This is a genomic window from Jannaschia sp. R86511 (assembly GCF_042466345.1).
Taxonomy (GTDB): Bacteria; Actinomycetota; Actinomycetes; order Actinomycetales; family JBBAYJ01; genus Aquipuribacter.
Window position 1 is genome coordinate 1,374,766 of record NZ_JAXHCD010000001.1, and the last position, 18,241, is coordinate 1,393,006.

17 protein-coding genes and 1 pseudogene are annotated in these 18,241 nt (G+C 76.1%); 13 read left to right on the forward strand and 5 right to left on the reverse strand.

Features of this window, described 5'->3' with window-relative positions:
- Positions 1–7 precede the first annotated feature (7 nt).
- Positions 8–1,231 (reverse strand): acetyl-CoA C-acetyltransferase, encoded by a 1,224-nt coding sequence (locus tag SJY06_RS06725; protein WP_380165895.1) that lies wholly within the window; start codon positions 1,229–1,231, stop codon positions 8–10.
- Between the two features lie 33 nt (positions 1,232–1,264).
- Complete coding sequence (locus SJY06_RS06730; RefSeq protein WP_380165897.1) at positions 1,265–2,275, reverse strand: SGNH/GDSL hydrolase family protein; 1,011 nt, start codon at positions 2,273–2,275, stop codon at positions 1,265–1,267.
- A gap of 106 nt (positions 2,276–2,381) precedes the next feature.
- On the opposite strand from SJY06_RS06730, the gene SJY06_RS06735 reads away from it, so the two are divergent.
- From SJY06_RS06735 to heR, 7 genes are all read left to right on the forward strand, one after another.
- A complete protein-coding gene (locus tag SJY06_RS06735) occupies positions 2,382–3,794 on the forward strand; it encodes a cystathionine beta-synthase (RefSeq protein WP_380165899.1) in 1,413 nt (470 codons plus the stop codon).
- The gene (locus SJY06_RS06740) at positions 3,791–5,089 is read left to right on the forward strand and encodes a hypothetical protein (protein ID WP_380165901.1); all 1,299 of its coding nucleotides are present in this window, start codon (positions 3,791–3,793) and stop codon (positions 5,087–5,089) included. Before SJY06_RS06735 ends, SJY06_RS06740 begins: the two co-directional genes overlap by 4 nt.
- A 136-nt stretch (positions 5,090–5,225) precedes the next feature.
- Complete coding sequence (locus tag SJY06_RS06745; protein ID WP_380165903.1) at positions 5,226–6,179, forward strand: ABC transporter ATP-binding protein; 954 nt, start codon at positions 5,226–5,228, stop codon at positions 6,177–6,179.
- A complete protein-coding gene (locus SJY06_RS06750) occupies positions 6,176–7,030 on the forward strand; it encodes an ABC transporter permease (protein WP_380165905.1) in 855 nt (284 codons plus the stop codon). The genes SJY06_RS06745 and SJY06_RS06750 overlap by 4 nt, the downstream gene beginning before the upstream one ends.
- Positions 7,027–7,269 (forward strand): helix-turn-helix transcriptional regulator, encoded by a 243-nt coding sequence (locus SJY06_RS06755; protein ID WP_380165907.1) that lies wholly within the window; start codon positions 7,027–7,029, stop codon positions 7,267–7,269. The genes SJY06_RS06750 and SJY06_RS06755 overlap by 4 nt, the downstream gene beginning before the upstream one ends.
- Positions 7,270–7,332: 63 nt before the next feature.
- Complete coding sequence (locus tag SJY06_RS06760) at positions 7,333–8,337, forward strand: DMT family transporter (RefSeq protein ID WP_380165909.1); 1,005 nt, start codon at positions 7,333–7,335, stop codon at positions 8,335–8,337.
- Positions 8,338–8,421: 84 nt separating this feature from the next.
- Complete coding sequence (gene heR / locus SJY06_RS06765) at positions 8,422–9,240, forward strand: heliorhodopsin HeR (RefSeq protein WP_380165911.1); 819 nt, start codon at positions 8,422–8,424, stop codon at positions 9,238–9,240.
- Positions 9,241–9,282: 42 nt separating this feature from the next.
- On the opposite strand, the pseudogene msrA reads toward heR, so the two are convergent.
- Positions 9,283–9,973, reverse strand: a pseudogene (gene msrA, locus SJY06_RS06770) (peptide-methionine (S)-S-oxide reductase MsrA).
- Positions 9,974–10,059: 86 nt separating this feature from the next.
- Here msrA and SJY06_RS06775 point away from each other — a divergent pair.
- The 6 genes from SJY06_RS06775 to SJY06_RS06800 are packed head-to-tail and all read left to right on the forward strand — an operon-like array spanning position 10,060 to position 15,451.
- Complete coding sequence (locus tag SJY06_RS06775) at positions 10,060–10,842, forward strand: DUF4129 domain-containing protein (protein WP_380165913.1); 783 nt, start codon at positions 10,060–10,062, stop codon at positions 10,840–10,842.
- Between the two features lie 26 nt (positions 10,843–10,868).
- Positions 10,869–11,348, forward strand: a complete 480-nt coding sequence (locus tag SJY06_RS06780; protein WP_380165915.1) for a hypothetical protein — start codon at positions 10,869–10,871, stop codon at positions 11,346–11,348.
- Complete coding sequence (locus SJY06_RS06785) at positions 11,345–12,361, forward strand: AAA family ATPase (protein ID WP_380165917.1); 1,017 nt, start codon at positions 11,345–11,347, stop codon at positions 12,359–12,361. The genes SJY06_RS06780 and SJY06_RS06785 overlap by 4 nt, the downstream gene beginning before the upstream one ends.
- Entirely contained in the window at positions 12,358–13,725 is a 1,368-nt protein-coding gene (locus SJY06_RS06790) for a DUF58 domain-containing protein (RefSeq protein ID WP_380165919.1), read from the forward strand. Before SJY06_RS06785 ends, SJY06_RS06790 begins: the two co-directional genes overlap by 4 nt.
- A gap of 2 nt (positions 13,726–13,727) precedes the next feature.
- Positions 13,728–14,213, forward strand: coding sequence for a hypothetical protein (locus tag SJY06_RS06795; RefSeq protein ID WP_380165921.1), 486 nt, complete (start codon positions 13,728–13,730; stop codon positions 14,211–14,213).
- Positions 14,210–15,451: a cystathionine gamma-synthase gene (locus SJY06_RS06800; protein WP_380165923.1), complete on the forward strand. Its 1,242-nt coding sequence runs from the start codon at positions 14,210–14,212 to the stop codon at positions 15,449–15,451. The genes SJY06_RS06795 and SJY06_RS06800 overlap by 4 nt, the downstream gene beginning before the upstream one ends.
- Positions 15,452–15,536: 85 nt before the next feature.
- On the opposite strand, the gene SJY06_RS06805 is transcribed toward SJY06_RS06800, so the two are convergent.
- Together SJY06_RS06805 and wecC are read right to left on the reverse strand one after the other, a co-directional pair.
- On the reverse strand, positions 15,537–16,919 hold the full coding sequence (locus SJY06_RS06805) for a glutamate mutase L (RefSeq protein WP_380165925.1): 1,383 nt from the start codon (positions 16,917–16,919) through the stop codon (positions 15,537–15,539).
- A gap of 34 nt (positions 16,920–16,953) precedes the next feature.
- Positions 16,954–18,216, reverse strand: coding sequence for a UDP-N-acetyl-D-mannosamine dehydrogenase (wecC, locus tag SJY06_RS06810; RefSeq protein ID WP_380165926.1), 1,263 nt, complete (start codon positions 18,214–18,216; stop codon positions 16,954–16,956).
- Positions 18,217–18,241 lie beyond the last annotated feature (25 nt).

Below are 18,241 nucleotides of genomic sequence, written 5' to 3' on the forward strand. Positions count from 1 at the left end.
GGTCCGCTCAGCTGAGCCGCTCGTAGACCACGGCCATGCCCTGGCCGCCGCCGACGCACATGGTCTCCAGCCCGAACCGGCCGTCCCGCACCTTCAGCGCGTTGAGCAGGGTGGTCGTGATGCGGGCGCCGGTCGCCCCGAACGGGTGGCCGTAGGCGATGGCCCCACCGTGCACGTTGAGCTTCTCGGGGTCGATGCCCAGGTCGTCGGCGCTGGCCAGCACCTGCGAGGCGAACGCCTCGTTGATCTCGACCAGGTCGATGTCGGCCATGGTCAGGCCCGCCCGTTCCAGCGCCTGCCGCGACGCCTCCACCGGGCCCATGCCCATGATCTCCGGGCTCAGCGCGGACACCCCGGTGGACACCACCCGGGCCAGCGGGGTCAGGCCGTGGGCGGTGGCGAAGTCGCTGGAGACCACGACCAGGGCGGCGGCGCCGTCGTTGAGCGCGCAGCAGTTGCCGGCCGTCACGGTGCCGTCGGCGCGGAACACCGGCTGCAGCTGCTGCACCTTCTCCAGCGTCACCCCGGCGCGGGGACCGTCGTCCCGGCTGACCAGGGTGCCGTCCGGCGTGGTCACCGGCGTGATCTCGGCGTCCACGTACCCGGCCGCAATGGCCGCCTCGGCCCGGTTCTGGCTCGTCACGCCCCACTCGTCCTGCCGCTGCCGCGAGACGCCGCGCGAGGTGGCCACGTTCTCGGCCGTCTGGCCCATGGCGATGTAGACGTCGGGCAGCTCGCCGGACTCGCGCGGGTCGTGCCAACGGGCGTTGCTGCGGGCGGTCTCGCCGGTGCGGCGGCGCGCGTCCTCGAAGCGCGGGTTCATGGCGTCCTCGCCGAACAGGTCCGAGCCCGCGACCCCGCGGTAGCGCGACACGCACTCCACCCCGGCGGACACGAACGCGTGCCCCTCGCCCGCCCGGATCGCGTGCAGGGCCATCCGCGTGGTCTGCACGCTGGAGGCGCAGAACCGGTTGACCGTGGTGCCCGGCAGGCCGTCGTGGCACAGCAGCACCGCGACCACGCGGGCCAGGTTGGTGCCCTGCTCGCCGCTCGGCTCGGCGCAGCCCAGCAGCAGGTCGTCCAGGTCGGTGGCGGCCATGCCGGGCACGGCGTCCAGCGCCGCGGCGACGACGGTGGCGGCCAGGTCGTCCGGGCGGACGTCGACCAGCGAGCCCTTCCCGGCGCGGCCGATGGGGGAGCGGGTGGCGGATACGACGACGGCGTCGGTCATGCCGCGGAGCCTAACCGTTCGGCGACCGAGAAGTTACCCGCCGGTAACAGCGTCCCGGGCCAGCGCCTCGTCCTCGCCCGGACCGCCGCGCAGCAGGTCGACGACCACCGGCACCACGTGACCCATGGTGCGTCGGTAGCCGTCGGCGGAGGGGTGGAAGCGGTCCGCCGCGAACATCGCCGCGGCGTCGGCCCCCCGGAAGTCGTCGGCCATCAGCCCGCGCAGGTCGACGGGGTGCCCGCCCGCGGCCAGCACCACCCGGGTCTGCGCCGCGGCCAGCTGCCGGGACCAGCGCCCACCCAGCGCGCGCAGGGGCTGCTGCACCGACGTGATCGTGCCCAGGTCCGGCACGGTGCCCACCACGACCAGCGCGCCCAGCGCCCGCAGCCGGGTGACGGCCTCGCCCAGCTGGCGGGCGGCGGTCGCGGCGGGCACCCGGGTCTTGACGTCGTTGCCGCCGATGATCACGAGCACGACGTCCGGGTGCAGGCCCTCGGCCTCGACGGCGTCGACCTGGCCGGCGAGCTCGGCCGACACCGCGCCGACGCGGGTCTGGGTTCGCAGGTCGACCAGGTGGCCGGTGGCGCGGGCCACCCCGGTCGCCAGCAGCACGCCCGGGGTCGCGGCGGGCTCGTCGGCCCCCAGCCCCGCAGCCGCGGAGTCACCCATCACGAGCAGGCGCAGCGGGCGGTCCACGGGCCGCGAGGCGTCCACCCGGCCGTAGGCGTCGTAGCGGCCGTCCACGTCGAACGGCGTGCTCATCCGGGCCACGATCCAGCGGCTGGCCAGGCGGGCCTCGGCCAGCAGGACGCCGACGCCGGTGACCCCGAGCAGGGTGAGCCCCCCGCCGCCCAGGGCGACGGTCCGTCCGAGGCGACGGATGCCGGGGCGGGGCAGCGTCATACCGGTGGTGATCGGCTCCTGGGCGGGCGCGGGCGAGCGCCGGGAGCGCGGTTCACCCGCCAGGACGCGCCTCAGACCGGCTACCGGGCGGGCAGGGGCGCGCCCGGCGTCGTCGGTGGTCTGCTCGGCTGCGTGCGGCACGTCTTCAGGGTAGGCAGCACACGCGGACCCGGCCGCCCGGTTTACCGCACCGGTGCGTGGGGGACCGGCGGCAGGGCCGCGACCGGATGTCTGACACGATTGGGCCGTGCGGTATGCCGAGTCGATCGTGGACCTCGTCGGGGCAACACCTCTGGTCAAGCTCTCGCGGGTGACCCGCGGGCTGTGGCCGGGCGCCGAGGAGGGCAAGGGCCCGCTGGTGCTGGCCAAGGTCGAGTACCTGAACCCCGGCGGCAGCATCAAGGACCGCATCGCGCTCAAGATGGTGCTCGAGGCCGAGGCCAGCGGGGCGCTGCAGCCCGGCGGCACCATCGTGGAGCCCACCAGCGGCAACACCGGCGCCGGCCTGGCGCTCGTCGCCCAGCAGCGCGGCTACAAGTGCATCTTCGTCTGCCCGGACAAGGTCAGCGAGGACAAGCGCAACGTGCTGCGGGCGTACGGCGCCGAGGTCGTGGTCTGCCCGACCGCGGTCGAGCCGAGCCACCCCGACTCCTACTACTCCACCTCCGACCGCCTGGCCCGCGAGAGCCCCGGCGGCTGGAAGCCCGACCAGTACTCCAACCCCGCCGGTCCGGCCAGCCACTACGAGACCACCGGCCCGGAGATCTGGGACGACACCGACGGCCGCGTCACGCACGTGGTCACCGGTGTCGGCACCGGCGGCACCATCACCGGGGTCGGTCGCTACCTCAAGGAGAAGGCGGCCGACCGCGAGGGCGGCGGGGTCCAGGTCATCGGGGTCGACCCCGAGGGGAGCGTGTACTCCGGCGGCACCGGCCGGCCGTACCTGGTCGAGGGGGTCGGCGAGGACTTCTGGCCCAGCGCCTACGACCCGAGCATCCCCGACGAGATCGTCGCGGTCAGCGACGCCGAGTCGTTCCACATGACCCGTCGCCTGGCCCGCGAGGAGGGCCTGCTGGTCGGCGGCTCGTGCGGCATGGCGGCCGTGGGCGCGCTGCGCGTGGCCCAGCGGCTGGCCGAGCAGGGCCGGGACGACGCCGTGGTCGTCGTGATCCTGCCCGACGGCGGGCGCGGTTACCTGTCCAAGATCTTCGACGACCGGTGGATGGCGTCCTACGGCTTCGTCGCCCCCGACGGCGGCCGCACCGCGGCCGACGTGCTGCGCGCCAAGACCGGTGACATGCCCGCCCTGGTGCACACCCACCCCAACGAGACGCTGCGCGACGCCATCGGCATCCTGCGCGAGTACGGCGTCTCGCAGATGCCCGTGGTCAAGGCCGAGCCGCCGATCACCAGCGGCGAGGTCGCGGGCGCCGTCACCGAGGAGCACCTGCTGCAGCGCGTGTTCAGCGGCTCCGCGACGCTGGCCGACCCGGTCGAGAAGCACATGGACTCCCCGCTGCCGCTGATGGGCGCGGGGGAGTCCGTGGACGCGGTCCGTGAGGCGCTCACGCTGTCCGACGCCGTGCTCGTCGTCGAGGACGGCAAGCCCGTCGGCGTCCTGACCCGGCTGGACCTGCTCGGCTTCCTCGCCCAGTGAGCCACGGCCCCGGCGACGCCCACGAGGCCACGGCCGGTGCGCTGCTGCTGCGCCCGCACAGCCGGGGCGAGGCGCCGCGCGCCGGGGCCTCGCGCGCGTCGGGGCTGCTGGCCGGGCCGCACGCCGACCTGGTCGCCGGGACGCAGGTGCTGCACGCGGACCTGCACAACCACACCGACCTGTCCGACGGGGCCGGCCACGCCGACGACGCGTTCGACTGCATGCGCTCGGCCGGGCTGGACGCGGCGGCGCTGACCGACCACGCCGGGTTCACCGATCTGGCCGCGCTGGAGCGGGTCCGCGAGGTCGTCCCGTGGGCCGGCATGCCGGTCAAGCTGATCACCGACGCGGACTTCCGGCGGGCGGGCGAGCTGGCGGCGGCCGCCGACGACCCCGGCGCGTTCACCGCCGTCCGCGGCTTCGAGTGGACCACCCCCCACCTGGGCCACGTCAACGTGTGGTTCTCCGACGGCTGGATCCCCGTCGACGACCGGGCGGGCATCCAGGGCCTGCACGAGTGGCTGACCACGCCCGCCGCGGGGTCGCAGTCGCTGTTCGGGCTCAACCACCCCGGCCGGGAGCCGCTGCGCTTCGACTCCTTCGCCCACGACCCGCGCCTGACCGACCGCCTGGTCAGCATCGAGGTGTTCAACCGGACCGACGACTACCTGTTCGAGGGCTACCGGCTGGGCCTCGGCAGCCCGCTGCTGGAGTGCCTGGCCGCCGGCTGGCGGCCCGGTCTGCTGGGGGTGTCCGACGAGCACGGCCGTCGCTGGGGCTTCGAGCCCGGGCTCGGCCGGGGCGGGCTGTGGGTGCGGGAGTGGACCCGGGACGGGGTGCGCGAGGCCCTGGCCGCGCGCCGGTTCTACGCCACCCGCGAGCCCGGCCTGCGCCTGGACGTCGTGGTCTCTGCGGCTGCCGGCACCGAGGCCCCGCCTGCCGCGGCCCGGCTGGGCGGCACGCTGCCGGTGCCGCGCGGGACCAGCACCCTGGAGGTCGCCGTCGACGTCGACGCGGGCCCGGCGTCGGTCGGGCGCGAGGTCGAGCTGCAGGTGCTGACCACGGGGCTCACCGTGCCCACCGTCCTGGCGGTGCAGCGCGCGACGTCCGGGCAGGTGGCCACCGTGCCGGTCGACCTGCAGGGCGAGTGGGACGCCGACGAGGTCCCCTGGCTCGTGGTCCGCGTCGCCGACCCGGCCGCGCGCAACCTGCAGCCCGGTCCCGACGGCCACCCCTGCAACAACCGCGCCCTGGCCTACGCCAGCCCCGTCCGCCTGGAGCCCGCCGGCGGCTGAGCCGCACCGGGTCGCGCAGGCGCGGCGGACCGCCGACCGCGCCTTCAGTAGCACTAGTGCTATCGATGTAGCAGGTCTACTATCACTGCGGACGGCGGCGGGCCTGACCCGCGGCGAGCGACGGGAGGGACGGGCTGTGCCGAGCAGACACGACCAGGGCGAGTCGATCGTGCAGGTGCGCGACCTGCGGATGCGCTACGGGAGCACCGACGTGCTGGACGGCGTGGACTTCCACGTCGACCGCGGCGAGGTGATCTGCCTGCTGGGGCCGAACGGGGCCGGCAAGACCACCACGATCGAGATCCTCGAGGGCTTCCGGGCCCGCTCGGAGGGCCACGTCGAGGTGCTGGGCAGCGACCCCCAGACCGGGGACGAGACCTGGCGCGCCCGGGTCGGCGTGGTGCTGCAGTCCTGGCGCGACCACCCGCGCTGGACCCCGCGCCGGTTGCTGACCCACCTGGGCCGCTACTACACGCCCTACTCCACGCCCGGCCGGCCGCGCCCGTACGACCTCGACGAGCTGATCGGCATGGTCGGGCTGGACGCGATCGCCGACCAGAAGATCGTCACGCTGTCCGGCGGGCAGCGCCGGCGCCTGGACGTCGCCATCGGCATCATCGGCCGGCCCGAGCTGCTGTTCCTGGACGAGCCCACCGCCGGGCTGGACCCGATGGCGCGGCGCGAGTTCCACGACCTCGTCCACCGGCTGTCGGACCTGGAGGACACCACGGTGCTGCTCACCACCCACGACCTGGCCGAGGCCGAGCGGCTGTGCGACCGGATCCTCGTGCTGGCCGGCGGGCGGATCGTCGCCGACGGCAGCGCCGAGGAGCTGGCCCGCCGGGTCGGGCGCGAGGCGCAGGTCACCTGGACGGTGGCCGGGGAGCGGTTCGTGCACGCGACCGCGGACGCGACGGCCTTCGTGCGCGGCCTGTTCGCCCAGCACGGCGACGCGGTCGGTGACCTCGAGGTGCGCCGCGCCAACCTCGAGGACACCTACGTGGAGATGGTCCACCGCTACGAGACCGGGACGGGCGACGGCGACGGTGGCGGCCGCGAGCGCCGCGGCGCGCTGGAGGTGGTCGCGTGAGCGCCCGGAGCCACGCCGTCGGGGTCGGGGCCCGGCGCGGCCTGACCGAGTTCGTGCAGAGCCTGCGCAGCCCGCAGGACCAGGGCTTCTACCTGTTCTTCGGGGTGGGGGTGGTGGTCTACCTGTTCATCAACCGCAACAACGAGGTGCAGGGCACCGACCTGCTCTACCCGGCCGTCGCGCTGCCGAGCATCCTCGGGGCGCTGCTGGTGTTCAACGCCATGATGGGCCCGGCCTTCGCGCTGGCCATGGAGCGCGAGGACGGCACCCTGCTGCGGGCCAAGGCCGTGCCCAACGGCATGGTCGGCTACGTCACCGGCCAGGCGGTCTACCACGTGCTGGGCACGGTGCCGATGCTGCTGGTGGTCATGGTGCCGAGCCTCATCCTGTTCGAGGGCGTGCTGCCGGGCGGCGCCGGCGCCTGGTTGACGTTCCTCGGGGTGGTCCTGCTGGGGCTGCTCGCGGTGCTGCCGATCGGCATGATCATCGGCGCGCTGGTGCCGAGCACGCAGAAGGTGTCGACGTGGGGGATGCTGCCGATCCTGGTGCTGACGGGCATCTCCGGGATCTTCGTGCCGCTGCAGGTGATGTGGGGCTGGTTGCAGGTGGTGGCCCAGGTGTTCCCGCTGTACTGGATCGGCCTGGGGCTGCGCTCGGCGTTCCTGCCCGACGCCGCGGCCGCCATCGAGCTCACCGGCACCTGGCGCACGGCCGAGACGGTGGCCGTGCTCGGGGCCTGGGCGGTCGTCAGCCTCGCCGTGACCCCGGTGGTGCTGCGCCGCATGGCCCGTCGGCAGTCCGGCTCGGTCGTGGAGGCGGCCCGGCAGGCGGCCACCCAGGCCATCCGGTGAGCGACAGCGACGTCCACAACCGGATCGCCGCCCTCCGCGCGGAGGGCGGCGTGAGCCGGCGCGAGCTGGCCGAGGCGCTCGGCGTGCACTACCAGACCGTCGGCTACCTGGAGCGGGGCGAGTACAGCCCGTCGCTGCACCTGGCCCTGCGCATCGCGGAGTTCTTCGCCGTCCCGGTCGAGGTGGTGTTCTCGACCCGGCCGTTCCCCACGATCCTCGGCGCCGACCGCTCGGCCTGAGCCCGGCCACCAGGTCCTGGATGGCCCGCGCGCCCGCCGGGCGCGCGGGCCAGACTGCCCGTCGTGACCGAGCCCCGCCTGCAGGCCGCGCCCCGACCCGCTGCCACCGGCGTCCGCCGCGGGCCGGGCTACACGCTGCTGCTGCTCGGCATCGCGATGTTCGTGGTCAACGCCGGGGTGTCCCGGCTCGCCCTGGTCAACGGCATCGACCCCGTGCCGCTGGCCTCGGTCCGCATCGCCGGCACGGCCCTGGTCCTGGGGGCGGTCCTGGTGCTGACGGGCCGGGCCCGCACCCTGCGGGTGACGCTGCGCGAGCTGCCGCTGCTCGTGGTCTACGGCGTGGCCGGCGTCGGCCTGGTGCAGCTCAGCTACTTCGTGGCCATCCAGCGGCTGCCGATCGGGCTGGCGCTGCTGCTGGAGTACCTGGCCCCGCTGCTGGTCGCCCTGGTGGCCCGGTTCGTGCTGCGCGAGCAGGTCAGCGCGCTGCTGTGGCCGGCGCTCGCACTCAGCCTGGGCGGTCTGGCCCTGGCGCTGGGCGTCGGGGGAGCCGTGTCGCTCGACGTGGTCGGGGTGGTGGCCGGGCTGGTCGCCGCGGTCTCGTTCGCGACGTACTTCCTGCTGGGGGAGCGGATCGTCCGGCACCGCGACCCGCTGTCCACCACGTTCTGGGGCTTCGCCATCCCCGGGGTGCTGGCCACCGCCGTCGCCCCGTGGTGGGGCACGCTCGGGCAGTCCGCGCAGGTGCCCGTCCGGCTGCCCGACGCGATCGGCGGCGGGGAGGTCCTGCTGCTGCTCGTCGTGCTGTGGGTGATCCTGCTGGGCACGCTCGGGCCGTTCGCGGCCTCCACGGCCGCCCTGCGGTACCTGCCCGCCACGGTCGTCACGGTCGTGGCGACCCTGGAGCCGGTCGGGGCGGCCGTGCTCGCCTGGTGGTGGTTCGACGAGTCGCTCACCGCGCTGCAGGTGCTCGGCTTCGGGCTGGTGCTGGGCGGGGTCGTGCTGGCGCTGCTCGCGCGCGGGACGCCGGCCGAGGACGAGCCGGACACCCCGGTGCTGCCGCCCACCTGAGGTCGCGCGATCGCGCCCGGCCGCGCCCGGGGGGATGATCATCGGGACCCGGCCGCCGTCGTGGTCAGGACCAGGAGGTCACCCGTGACGCACGCAGCCGACATCCCGCCCGACGCGCCGGCCGCGGCCGGGGCCCCGACCGACGAGGCGACCGGCAGCCTGCGCGGTCTGCGGGGGCTCAACCTGGGCGCCGCGGCCCTGCACGCCGTGCAGGCCGTCGCCGTGCTGGTGCTCGCCAACGACTTCGCCCTGCCGGTGACGGCGGGCTACCTGAACGGACCGCCGGGCTCGGGGCTGTACGAGCAGGTCACGCTGTTCGACTCGCCGATCGGCCTGGGCGTGGCGCTGTTCCTCGCGCTGTCGGCGTTCTTCCACCTGCTCGTGGCCTCGCCCTGGGGCCACCCGCGCTACCTCGCCGGGCTGCAGCAGCACCACAACTACTTCCGGTGGGTCGAGTACTCGTTGTCCAGCTCGGTGATGATCGTGCTGATCGCCCAGATCACGGGGATCGCGGACGCCGCCGCGCTGATGGGGCTGTTCGCCGTGAACGCGACCATGATCCTGTTCGGCTGGCTGCAGGAGCGCTACGAGCAGCCCGGCAGCGGGCGGTGGCTGCCGTTCGTGTTCGGCAGCATGGCCGGGGCCGTGCCGTGGCTGGCGATCCTGCTGTACGTGCTGGCGCCGGGCTCGCAGAGCGAGGCCGCCCCGCCGGCGTTCGTCTACGGGATCATCGTGTCGCTGTTCCTGTTCTTCAACGTGTTCGGCCTCAACCAGGCGCTGCAGTACGCCCGGGTCGGGCCGTGGCGGCGCTACGCCTACGGCGAGCGGGCGTACATCGTGCTGAGCCTCGTGGCCAAGTCGCTGCTGGCCTGGCAGGTGTTCGGCGGCACGTTGGCCGGCTGAGGTGGTGCGGGGCCCGGGGGGTCGACGCCCCGGGCCCCGCCCTCAGGCCTCCGGCAGGCTGGCGCGCGCGGCGTCCTGGCCGTGGGCGGCGAGGTCGTAGCCCACCTGGCAGAAGCCGTGGTTGCAGTAGCCGCCGGGGTTCTTGGCCAGGTACTGCTGGTGGTAGTCCTCGGCGTAGTAGAACGGGCCGGCCTCGGCCGCGGGCCGGATCTCGGTGGCGATCTGGCCGTAGCCGTCGGCGCTCAGGGCGCGCTGGTAGCGCTCGCGGGAGTCGCGGGCCGCGACGGCCTGCTCGTCGGTGGTGGTGAAGATCGCCGAGCGGTACTGGGTGCCGACGTCGTTGCCCTGCCGGTTGGGCGTCGTCGGGTCGTGGTTCTCCCAGAAACTCCTTGAACAGCCGCTCCAGCGGGACCACGGCCGGGTCGAAGACGACCAGGGCGCTCTCGGTGTGCCCGGTCCGCGCGGTGCAGGTCTCCTCGTACGTCGGGTTGGGCGTGTAGCCGCCCATGTAGCCCACGGCGGTGGTGTGGACCCCGTCCAGGCGCCAGAAGATCCGCTCCGCGCCCCAGAAGCAGCCCATCGCCACGTACAGCTCCTGGTGGCCCTCGGGCCAGGGGCCGACCAGCGGGGTGCCCTTGACGGTGTGCCGGGCGGGCACGCGCACGGGGGTGTCGCGGCCGGGCAGGGCCTCCTCGGGGGTGACCAGGGTCGTCTTGCGGGTGCCGAACAGCATGAGTGCCTCCTCGAAGGGTTCACCGGGTGCAACCGGGCGGCCGTCCTGAACGTTCCCGGACGCCGGGCCTGTGGTGGGATGCACCGGTGGGTCGGGTGGCGGGGGTCGCGGGGGTGGCCGCGCTGGGCCTGGCCGCGGTGGTGCTGTCGGTCCTGCTCGGTCCGCCCGCCTTCGCCCCGGACAGCCTGCTCGACCGGTTCCGGCCCTACGGCGACGTCGAGCCGGCCCCGGAGCAGGTGGCCCCGGCCGAGGAGGCGGTGCAGCAGGTGGACGTGCCGGAGCCGGTGCTCGGCGTCCCGGCGGAGGTCGTGCTGGTGATGGTGGCGGTCGTCGTCGGCACGGCGCTGCTGGCCCGGTCGCTGCTGCGGGCCGAGCCGGGCGAGGCCGCGGTCGAGGAGCCCGGGCTCCCACCCGAGGACGAGCCGGCGGCCGGCCCCGACGTGGACCTGCCCGCGGTCCGGGACGCGGTCCACCGCGGGGTGCAGGACCTGGACCGGGCCGGACCGGGCGAGGCGGGTGACGTCGTGGTCGCCTGCTGGCTGCGGCTCGAGGCGGCCGCCGGGGACGTGGGCAGCGGTCGCCGACCGGCCGACAGCCCGACGGACTTCGCCACGCGCCTGCGGCTGGCGGCACCGGGGCTGGACGGTGAGGCCCTGCTGCGGCTGCGCTCGGTGTACTCCCGGGTCCGGTTCTCGGCTGCCGGGCCGGGCGGTGCCTCGGTCGCGGACGCGGCGGCCGCCCGGGCCGCGCTCGGTCGGCTGCTCGCCTCGCTGGGGTCGGACGACCTTGCCACCCGCACCACCGATGCGGCGGCGGACGGGGTCCTGCGGTCCGGTCCCGCGAGGGCGCAGGATGGGCCGACCCGGTGACCGGCCGGGACCGCTCCGGTGCGCCCGTGAGCCCGCTCCGGCAGGCCGTCCCCGGGCCCGGCCGCTGGGCCGGGGCGGTCGTGACCGCCCTGCTCGTGGCGGGGATGGGCACGATCGGCGGCATCGGTCCCGAGCGGTCCGCCCTGCTGGGGGCCGCGGCGGCGGTCGTCGTGCTCACGGTGCGCCTGGACGGCGACGACCCGCCGTGGCCGCAGCCCGCCGCCCGCCGGACCCGGCCCGGGTGGCACGGCGTGGCGACCACGCTGCGGCAGCTGGAGGGCGCCCGGACCGACGCCGGTGACCGGGCGGCGCTGCGGGCCCGGCTCGCCCGGCTCGAGGCCGACGGCCCGGACCCCGCCGCCGCCGCGGTGCGCGCCGTCGTGCCCGGGATCGCGGACCGGGAGGCCCACGGGCCGGTCCGGGCCCGCCCCCCGACGGACCGGATCGACCCGACGGACCCGACCGTCCCGACCACCACCCCGACGACCCCGAGGAGCCGGCCGTGACCAGCGGTGCCCACCCGACCGATGCCACCACTCCCGTCGAGCCGCTGCCCGTGCCCGAGGTGGCCCGGCTGGCCACCGACGTGCTGGCCGCCGTCGGCACGGCCGTGGTCGGCATGCACGGCCCGCTGCGGCTGGCCCTGGCCGCAGTGCTGGCCGGCGGGCACGTGCTGCTCGAGGACGTCCCCGGCCTGGGCAAGACGCTGGCCGCCCGCAGCCTGGCCACCGCCCTGGGCCTGCCGTTCACCCGGCTGCAGTGCACCCCGGACCTGCTGCCGGCCGACGTCACCGGCTCGTTCGTCTACGACCCCGCCACCAGCCGGTTCGACTTCCGTCCCGGGCCGGTGTTCACGGGGCTGCTGCTGGCCGACGAGATCAACCGCACCCCGCCCAAGACGCAGGCGGCGCTGCTGGAGGCCATGCAGGAGGGCCAGGTCACGGTGGAGGGACGCACCAGCGCGCTGCCCCGCCCGTTCCACGTCCTGGCCACGGCCAACCCGGTGGAGTACGAGGGCACCTACCCGCTGCCCGAGGCCCAGCTCGACCGGTTCCTGGTCCGGGTCGCCGTCGGCTACCCCACCCCCGAGCACGAGGCCGACGTGCTGGCCCGGCGCGTGGCCCGGCGGCAGGAGGTCGTCGACGTGGCGGCCGTGGTCGACGCCGGGACGCTGCGGCGGATGCAGGCCGGTGTCGAGCAGGTCGACGTCCACCGCGACGTGGCGGCCTACTGCGTGGCGCTGGCCGCGGCGACCCGGGCCCACGCCGCCGTCGAGGTCGGGGTGTCCCCGCGCGGCAGCCTCGCCCTGCTGCTGCTGCTGCAGGCGAGGGCGCTGGCCGTGCTGGACGGCCGCGACGTCGTGCTGCCGGAGGACGTCAAGACGGCGGCGCCGGCCGTGCTGGCCCACCGGCTCACCCTGGGCGTGCAGACCTGGACCGGGTCCGTCACGGCCGACAGCGTGGTCTCCGAGGTGCTGCAGTCCGTGCCCGCGCCCGCGACGGCGCCGAGCGGACCGTGACCCCGGCCGGTCCCGGCTGGCGGCTGAGCCCCGCGTACCGCCGGGCGCTGGGCCTGGGGGCCGGCGGGCTGGCCGTGGGCGCGGCCACCGGGGTCGTGGAGCTGGCCCTGCTCGCGGTCCCGCTCGCGCTCGCCGCCGCCCTCGCGGCCGGACCGCGACCCGGCCCGGGCGGGCTGCTGACCCGGGTGCACGCCGCCCCCTCCGCCGCCGTCGGCGAGCCGCTGCCCGTGACCGTCGAGCTCACCGCCGCGTCGGCCGAGGCGGGCGCCGAGCTCGTGGTGCTGCGCCTGCCGCGGTCCGTCGCCGCCGGTGCGGTCCGACCGAGCGGGTCGGCGGTCGCGGTGCAGGCCCGTCGCCGCGGGCTGCGCAGCACCACGGTGCCCACGACGTGGGGCCGGCGGACCGTGGCCCGACCCGACGCCCTGTGCGTGGCGCACGACGGCCTGCTCGTGGCCGGCCCGGTGGAGGGCGCCGTGCGCGAGCTGCTCGTGGTGCCCGGCACCACACGCACGGGGGCCGGGCCGCTGCCGCCCCGGCCCACGCCCACGGTGGGCCGCCACCCGACCCGGCGCACGGGGGAGGGCGGTGAGCTGTACGCGGTGGACGAGCTGCGCCCCGGCGACCGGCTCCGGCACGTCGACTGGCGGGCCACCGCCCGGCGCGGGCCCGGTCCCACGGGGCCGCGCCTGCACGTGCGGCGCAGCGTGGAGGAGGCCGAGGGGCAGGTGGTGCTGCTGCTGGACACCCGCGCCGACCTGGAGCGAGACGTCTCGACCTGGTCGCTGCCCCGTCCCCTCGACGGCGGGGCGCTGGCGGCCGGCAGCAGCCTGGACGCCGTGGTCAGCACCGCCTGCGCACTGGCCGCGGCCCACCTGGAGGCCGGTGACCGGGTGTCGACCGTCGACCTGACCGTGCCCGGGGCCGCCGTGCGGCCGGGCTCCGGGCGCCGGCACCTGCGCCGGCTGCGGACCGCGCTCGCGGCCACCAGCGCGACCGGGACCCCGGTGCTGCCCCGCGCGGCCCGGGGTCCCCGCCCGGTCGTGCCCCGCCGGCTGCTCGCGCAGGTGCCCGCCCGCGCGCTCGTCGTCGTGCTGTCCCCGTTCGTCGACGACGACGTGACCGGCCTCGCCCTGGCCCTGCACCGTCACGGCCGCAGCACGCTCGGCGTCGACTGCCTGCCGCCGGACCTCGTGCCGGGCCCGGCCGGCGGCCTCGACGAGGCCGCGGTCGGCCTGGTGCTGGCCGAGCGGCGGCAGCGGCTGCAGGTGCTGCGTGCGGCCGGGGTGGACGTCCTGCCCGCCGGGACCGGGGTGGCCGCGGCCACCGCGCACCTGGTCCGGGCCCGGCGGCGGGGAGGTCGGTGACGGTGACGGTGTCGGTGACGGTGCCGGTGACCCGGCTGGGCCGACCCAGGACCGACCGGCGTGCGCCCGGTCCGGACGGGCTGACGCGGTCGGTCAGCGGGCTGCTGCCCCGTGTGGTCGTGGTGCTGGCCGCGGGCCTGGGGCTGGCCGCCCAGACCGTCGGAGGCGGGTTGCCGCCGGGCGCCCTCCTGGTGCTCGTCGCGGCGCTGCTGACGGCGTGGCGACCGAGCATGCCGACCGTGGTCCCGGCGCTGCTCGGGCTGGCGGTGCTGGCCGTGGTCGGCGGCGGCGGCCCCGACCTGCGCGACGCCGTGACGGTCCTCGCGGTGCACGCCCTGCACGTGGCCGCCGGCCTGGCCGCGGTCGTCCCGGCCTCGGCCCGGCTCGAGCTGGCGGCGCTGCGGCCGACCGTGCGGCGGTTCCTGCTCGTGCAGGCGCTGAGCCAGGCGACGGTGGCCGTCGCGCTGGCCGTTAGCCTGGCTCGGTGAGCGCCTCCCAGGACCGTGCCAGCAGCCAGGGGTTCTCGACCCGGGCCATCCACGTCGGCTCCGAGCCCGACCCGGCCACCGGGGCGGTCATCCCGCCGATCTACGCCACCTCGACCTACGCGCAGGACGGCGTGGGCGGGCTGCGGACCGGGCTCGGGGTGGGCTACGAGTACAGCCGCTCGGGCAACCCGACCCGCACGGCGCTGGAGTCCGCGCTGGCCGCGGTCGAGTCCGCGGGCGGCGAGCCGACCCGGGCCATGGCCTTCGCCTCCGGCCTGGCCGCGGAGGACGCGGTCATCCGCACCCTGACCCGCCCCGGCGACCACGTCGTGCTGCCCGGCGACGCCTACGGCGGCACCTACCGGCTGTTCGCCAAGGTCGCCGAGCCGTGGGGCGTGCAGTTCGACACCGCCCCGACCGACGACCTGGACGCCGTCGCCCGGGCGGTCGTGCCCGGGCGGACCCGGTTCGTCTGGGTGGAGACGCCCACCAACCCGCTGCTCGGCATCAGCGACATCGCCGCCGTCGCGGCCGTGGCCCACGACGCCGGTGCGCTGCTGGTGGTCGACAACACCTTCGCCACCCCCTACCTGCAGAACCCGCTCGAGCTGGGGGCCGACGTGGTCGTGCACTCGACGACCAAGTACGTCGGCGGTCACAGCGACGTGGTCGGCGGGGCCCTGGTGGTGCGGGCGCCCGGGGCGGCCGGCGCCGCCACCGACCCGCACACCGGCGAGCCGCTGGCCGACCGGCTGGCCTGGCACCAGAACGCCATGGGCGCCGTGGCCGGGCCGTTCGACGCGTTCCTCACCCTGCGCGGGCTCAAGACCCTGGCGGTGCGGATGGACCGGCACAGCGACAACGCCGCCGCCGTGGCCGCGTTCCTCGACGAGCACCCGGCCGTGTCGCAGGTGCTGTACCCCGGTCTGCCCGACCACCCCGGCCACGAGGTCGCGGCCGCGCAGATGCGGCGCTTCGGCGGCATGGTCAGCTTCCGGCTGCGACGCGGCCGGTACGCCGCCCTCAAGACCTGCGCCTCGACGTCGGTGTTCACCCTGGCCGAGAGCCTGGGTGGGATCGAGTCGCTCATCGAGCACCCGGGCGACATGACCCACGGGTCCGTGGCGGGCACGGCGCTGGAGGTGCCGGACGACCTGGTCCGGCTGTCGGTGGGTCTGGAGGACGAGGCCGACCTGCTCGCCGACCTCGACCGGGCGCTGGCGGCGGCCTCGGCCTGAGGCGCGAGGCCCGAGGCGCGAAGCCGGGGCCGGTCGCCCCGTCGGCGCCTCAGCCGGGGGCGGGCCCTCCGGCCGGGGCGTCAGCTCAGCCGGCGGCGGCGCCGGCGCCCAGAGCCAGCAGACCCAGCGCGCACAGCACGTAGTCCCGGTCGACGGCCTGCGCGGCCGCGTCCGGCACGTGCCACATGCCCGCGTGGTCGGAGCAGACGCCGGCCAGCACGTGCTCGGCCCGGGCCGCGTCGCCGTGGCGCAGCACCCCGCCGGAGCCCAGCACCAGCGCCACGTCCCGCAGCGGCCGGGCCGGCGCCCCCGCGGTGCCGGGCCGGGCGTGCCGGCGCACGGCCGTCACCGCCGCCGCCCGGGCCAGGTCGCTGTCCAGGCGGGCGGCGTCGGGGCCCGTGGCCACCTCCTCCGGCCGGCGCGCGAGCTCCAGCAGCGAGGCGGCGGGCAGCGGGCCGAGCAGCCCCGCCTGCAGCTGCTCCGCGGCCACGGCCTCCCCGACCCCCGGCGCCGACCAGCGCATCCCCAGGTCGCCCTCGACCGTGCGGGAGGCCACCTCCAGCCCGGCCACGTCGGCCTCGACGCTGTCGGCCGCGGGCTGCGACAGCACCGAGTACACGTCCGTGGTGGCCCCGCCCACGTCGACGGCCAGCACGCCGCCGCCCAGCGCCGTGGCGAGCCGCTGCACCCCGGCCAGCACCGCGTCGGGCGTGGCCGCGAGCACCAGCCGCTCCAGGCCGCGCCCGCGGGACAGCCGCTCGCCGCCGATGACGTGGCGCAGGAAGGCCGCCCGCACCGCCTCGCGCGCGGGCAGCGGGTTGAGCGACCCGATCCGGGGCAGCACGTTGGCCGTCCGCGTGACCGGTACCCCGGCCGAGACCAGGGCGGCCTCCGCCTGCTGGGCGACGTCGGCGTTGCCGGCCAGCACCACGGGCGTGCCGGCCGCGGCCAGCGCCGGGGCCAGGGTGCGGGCGTTGGCCAGCAGCACGTCGGGGTCCCCGCCGTCGGTGCCGCCCGTCAGCACGACCACGTCGGCCGAGGCGGCCAGCAGGTCGGCCACGTCGGCCGCGGTGAGCACCCCGCAGGCCAGGTGCACCACGCGGCCCCCCGCGGACACCGCGGCCCGCCGGGCGGCCTCGGCCGTGACGACCAGCTCGTAGCCGACCACGGCCAGCCGCAGCCCGCCGCCGGCCGAGGAGCAGACCAGGGGCTGGCCCAGCACCACCGGGTGGGCGCCGACCTGCTCGCCCAGCGCGGCGACCACCCCCGCCACCCCGTCCATGACGTCGGTCGTCAGGGTGGTGGGCAGCTGAGCCGTGGCCAGCACGCCCTCGCAGCGCAGCCAGGCGGGCGTGCTCACCGTGGCGGGCACGACCGACACCGCCTCGGCCGCGGTGGCCGCAGGGTCGACCACCAGGGCCTTGGTCCACGTCGATCCGATGTCGACGCAGACCCGCAGGTCGCTCACGGCACCGCCGAGCCCGTCGCGCGCGGTCCCGGGCTCAGCCGCGCCAGACCCCGCGCGTGTCCACGACCGCCTTGTCCGCCAGGCCCAGCGCGACCGGGTCGGACTTCTTGAACTGCTGGTGGTCCACGAGCAGCACGACCACGTCGGCGTCGGCGACCGCGGCCTCGAACGGCACCAGGGTCACGTTGTCCAGGGCCGCCAGCTCCGCCGGCAGCTCGTGGATGTGGGGCTCCACGGCCGCGACGGCGGCGTGGGGGAGCTCCTGGGCCAGCCGGGCCACGATGCGCCGCGCCGGGGACTCGCGCAGGTCGTCGATGTCCGGCTTGAAGGCCAGGCCGAGGGCGGCGATGCGGGGTCGCTCCAGGCCCGCGGCCGCCTCGACCACCTTGGCCAGCACCAGCTCGGGCTTGGCGTCGTTGACCTCGCGCGCGGTCCGGATCAGCCGGGCGTGCTCGGGCACCGAGGACACGATGAACCACGGGTCGACGGCGATGCAGTGCCCACCCACGCCCGGGCCCGGCTGCAGGATGTTGACCCGGGGGTGGTGGTTGGCGAGCTCGATGAGCTCCCAGACGTCGATGCCCAACGTGTCGCTGATGACCGACAGCTCGTTGGCGAAGGCGATGTTGACGTCGCGGAACGAGTTCTCGACCAGCTTGGCCATCTCCGCCGTCATGGCGTCGGTCAGCATGATCTGGCCCTGGCAGAAGGACCGGTACAGGTCGCGGGCCAGCTCGGCCGCGTGCACCGTGAGCCCGCCGACGATCCGGTCGTTGGTGACCAGCTCGATCATGACCCGGCCGGGCAGCACCCGCTCGGGGCAGTGCGCCACGTGGATCAGGGGCTTGCCGCCCTCGCCGTCCAGGCTCAGGTCGGGCCGCGAGGCCAGGATCCGCTCGGCCATGTGCTGGGTGGCCCCGGGAGGCGACGTCGACTCCAGGATGACCAGCTCGCCGCCGGTCAGCTGCGGTGCGATGCCGTCGGCCGCCGCCTCGATGTAGCTGAGGTCCGCCGCGTGGTCCTCGGCGAAGGGGGTCGGCACCGCGACGATGTAGACGTCGGCGGGCGGGGTCGTGGTGTCCGCGCGCAGCCGGCCCTGCTTGACGGCGCCGGACACGCTCAGCCCCAGGTCGGGCTCGACGAAGGGGACCTCGCCCCGGTTGACCGCGTCGACCGTGGACCGGTTGACGTCGACGCCCACCACGTCGGCTCCGTGCATGGCCAGGACCGCGGCGGTCGGCAGCCCGATGTACCCCAGGCCGATGACGGCGATCGTCGTGCTCTCGATGTGTGCCACCCCCACAACATAATGCGGACGCCGT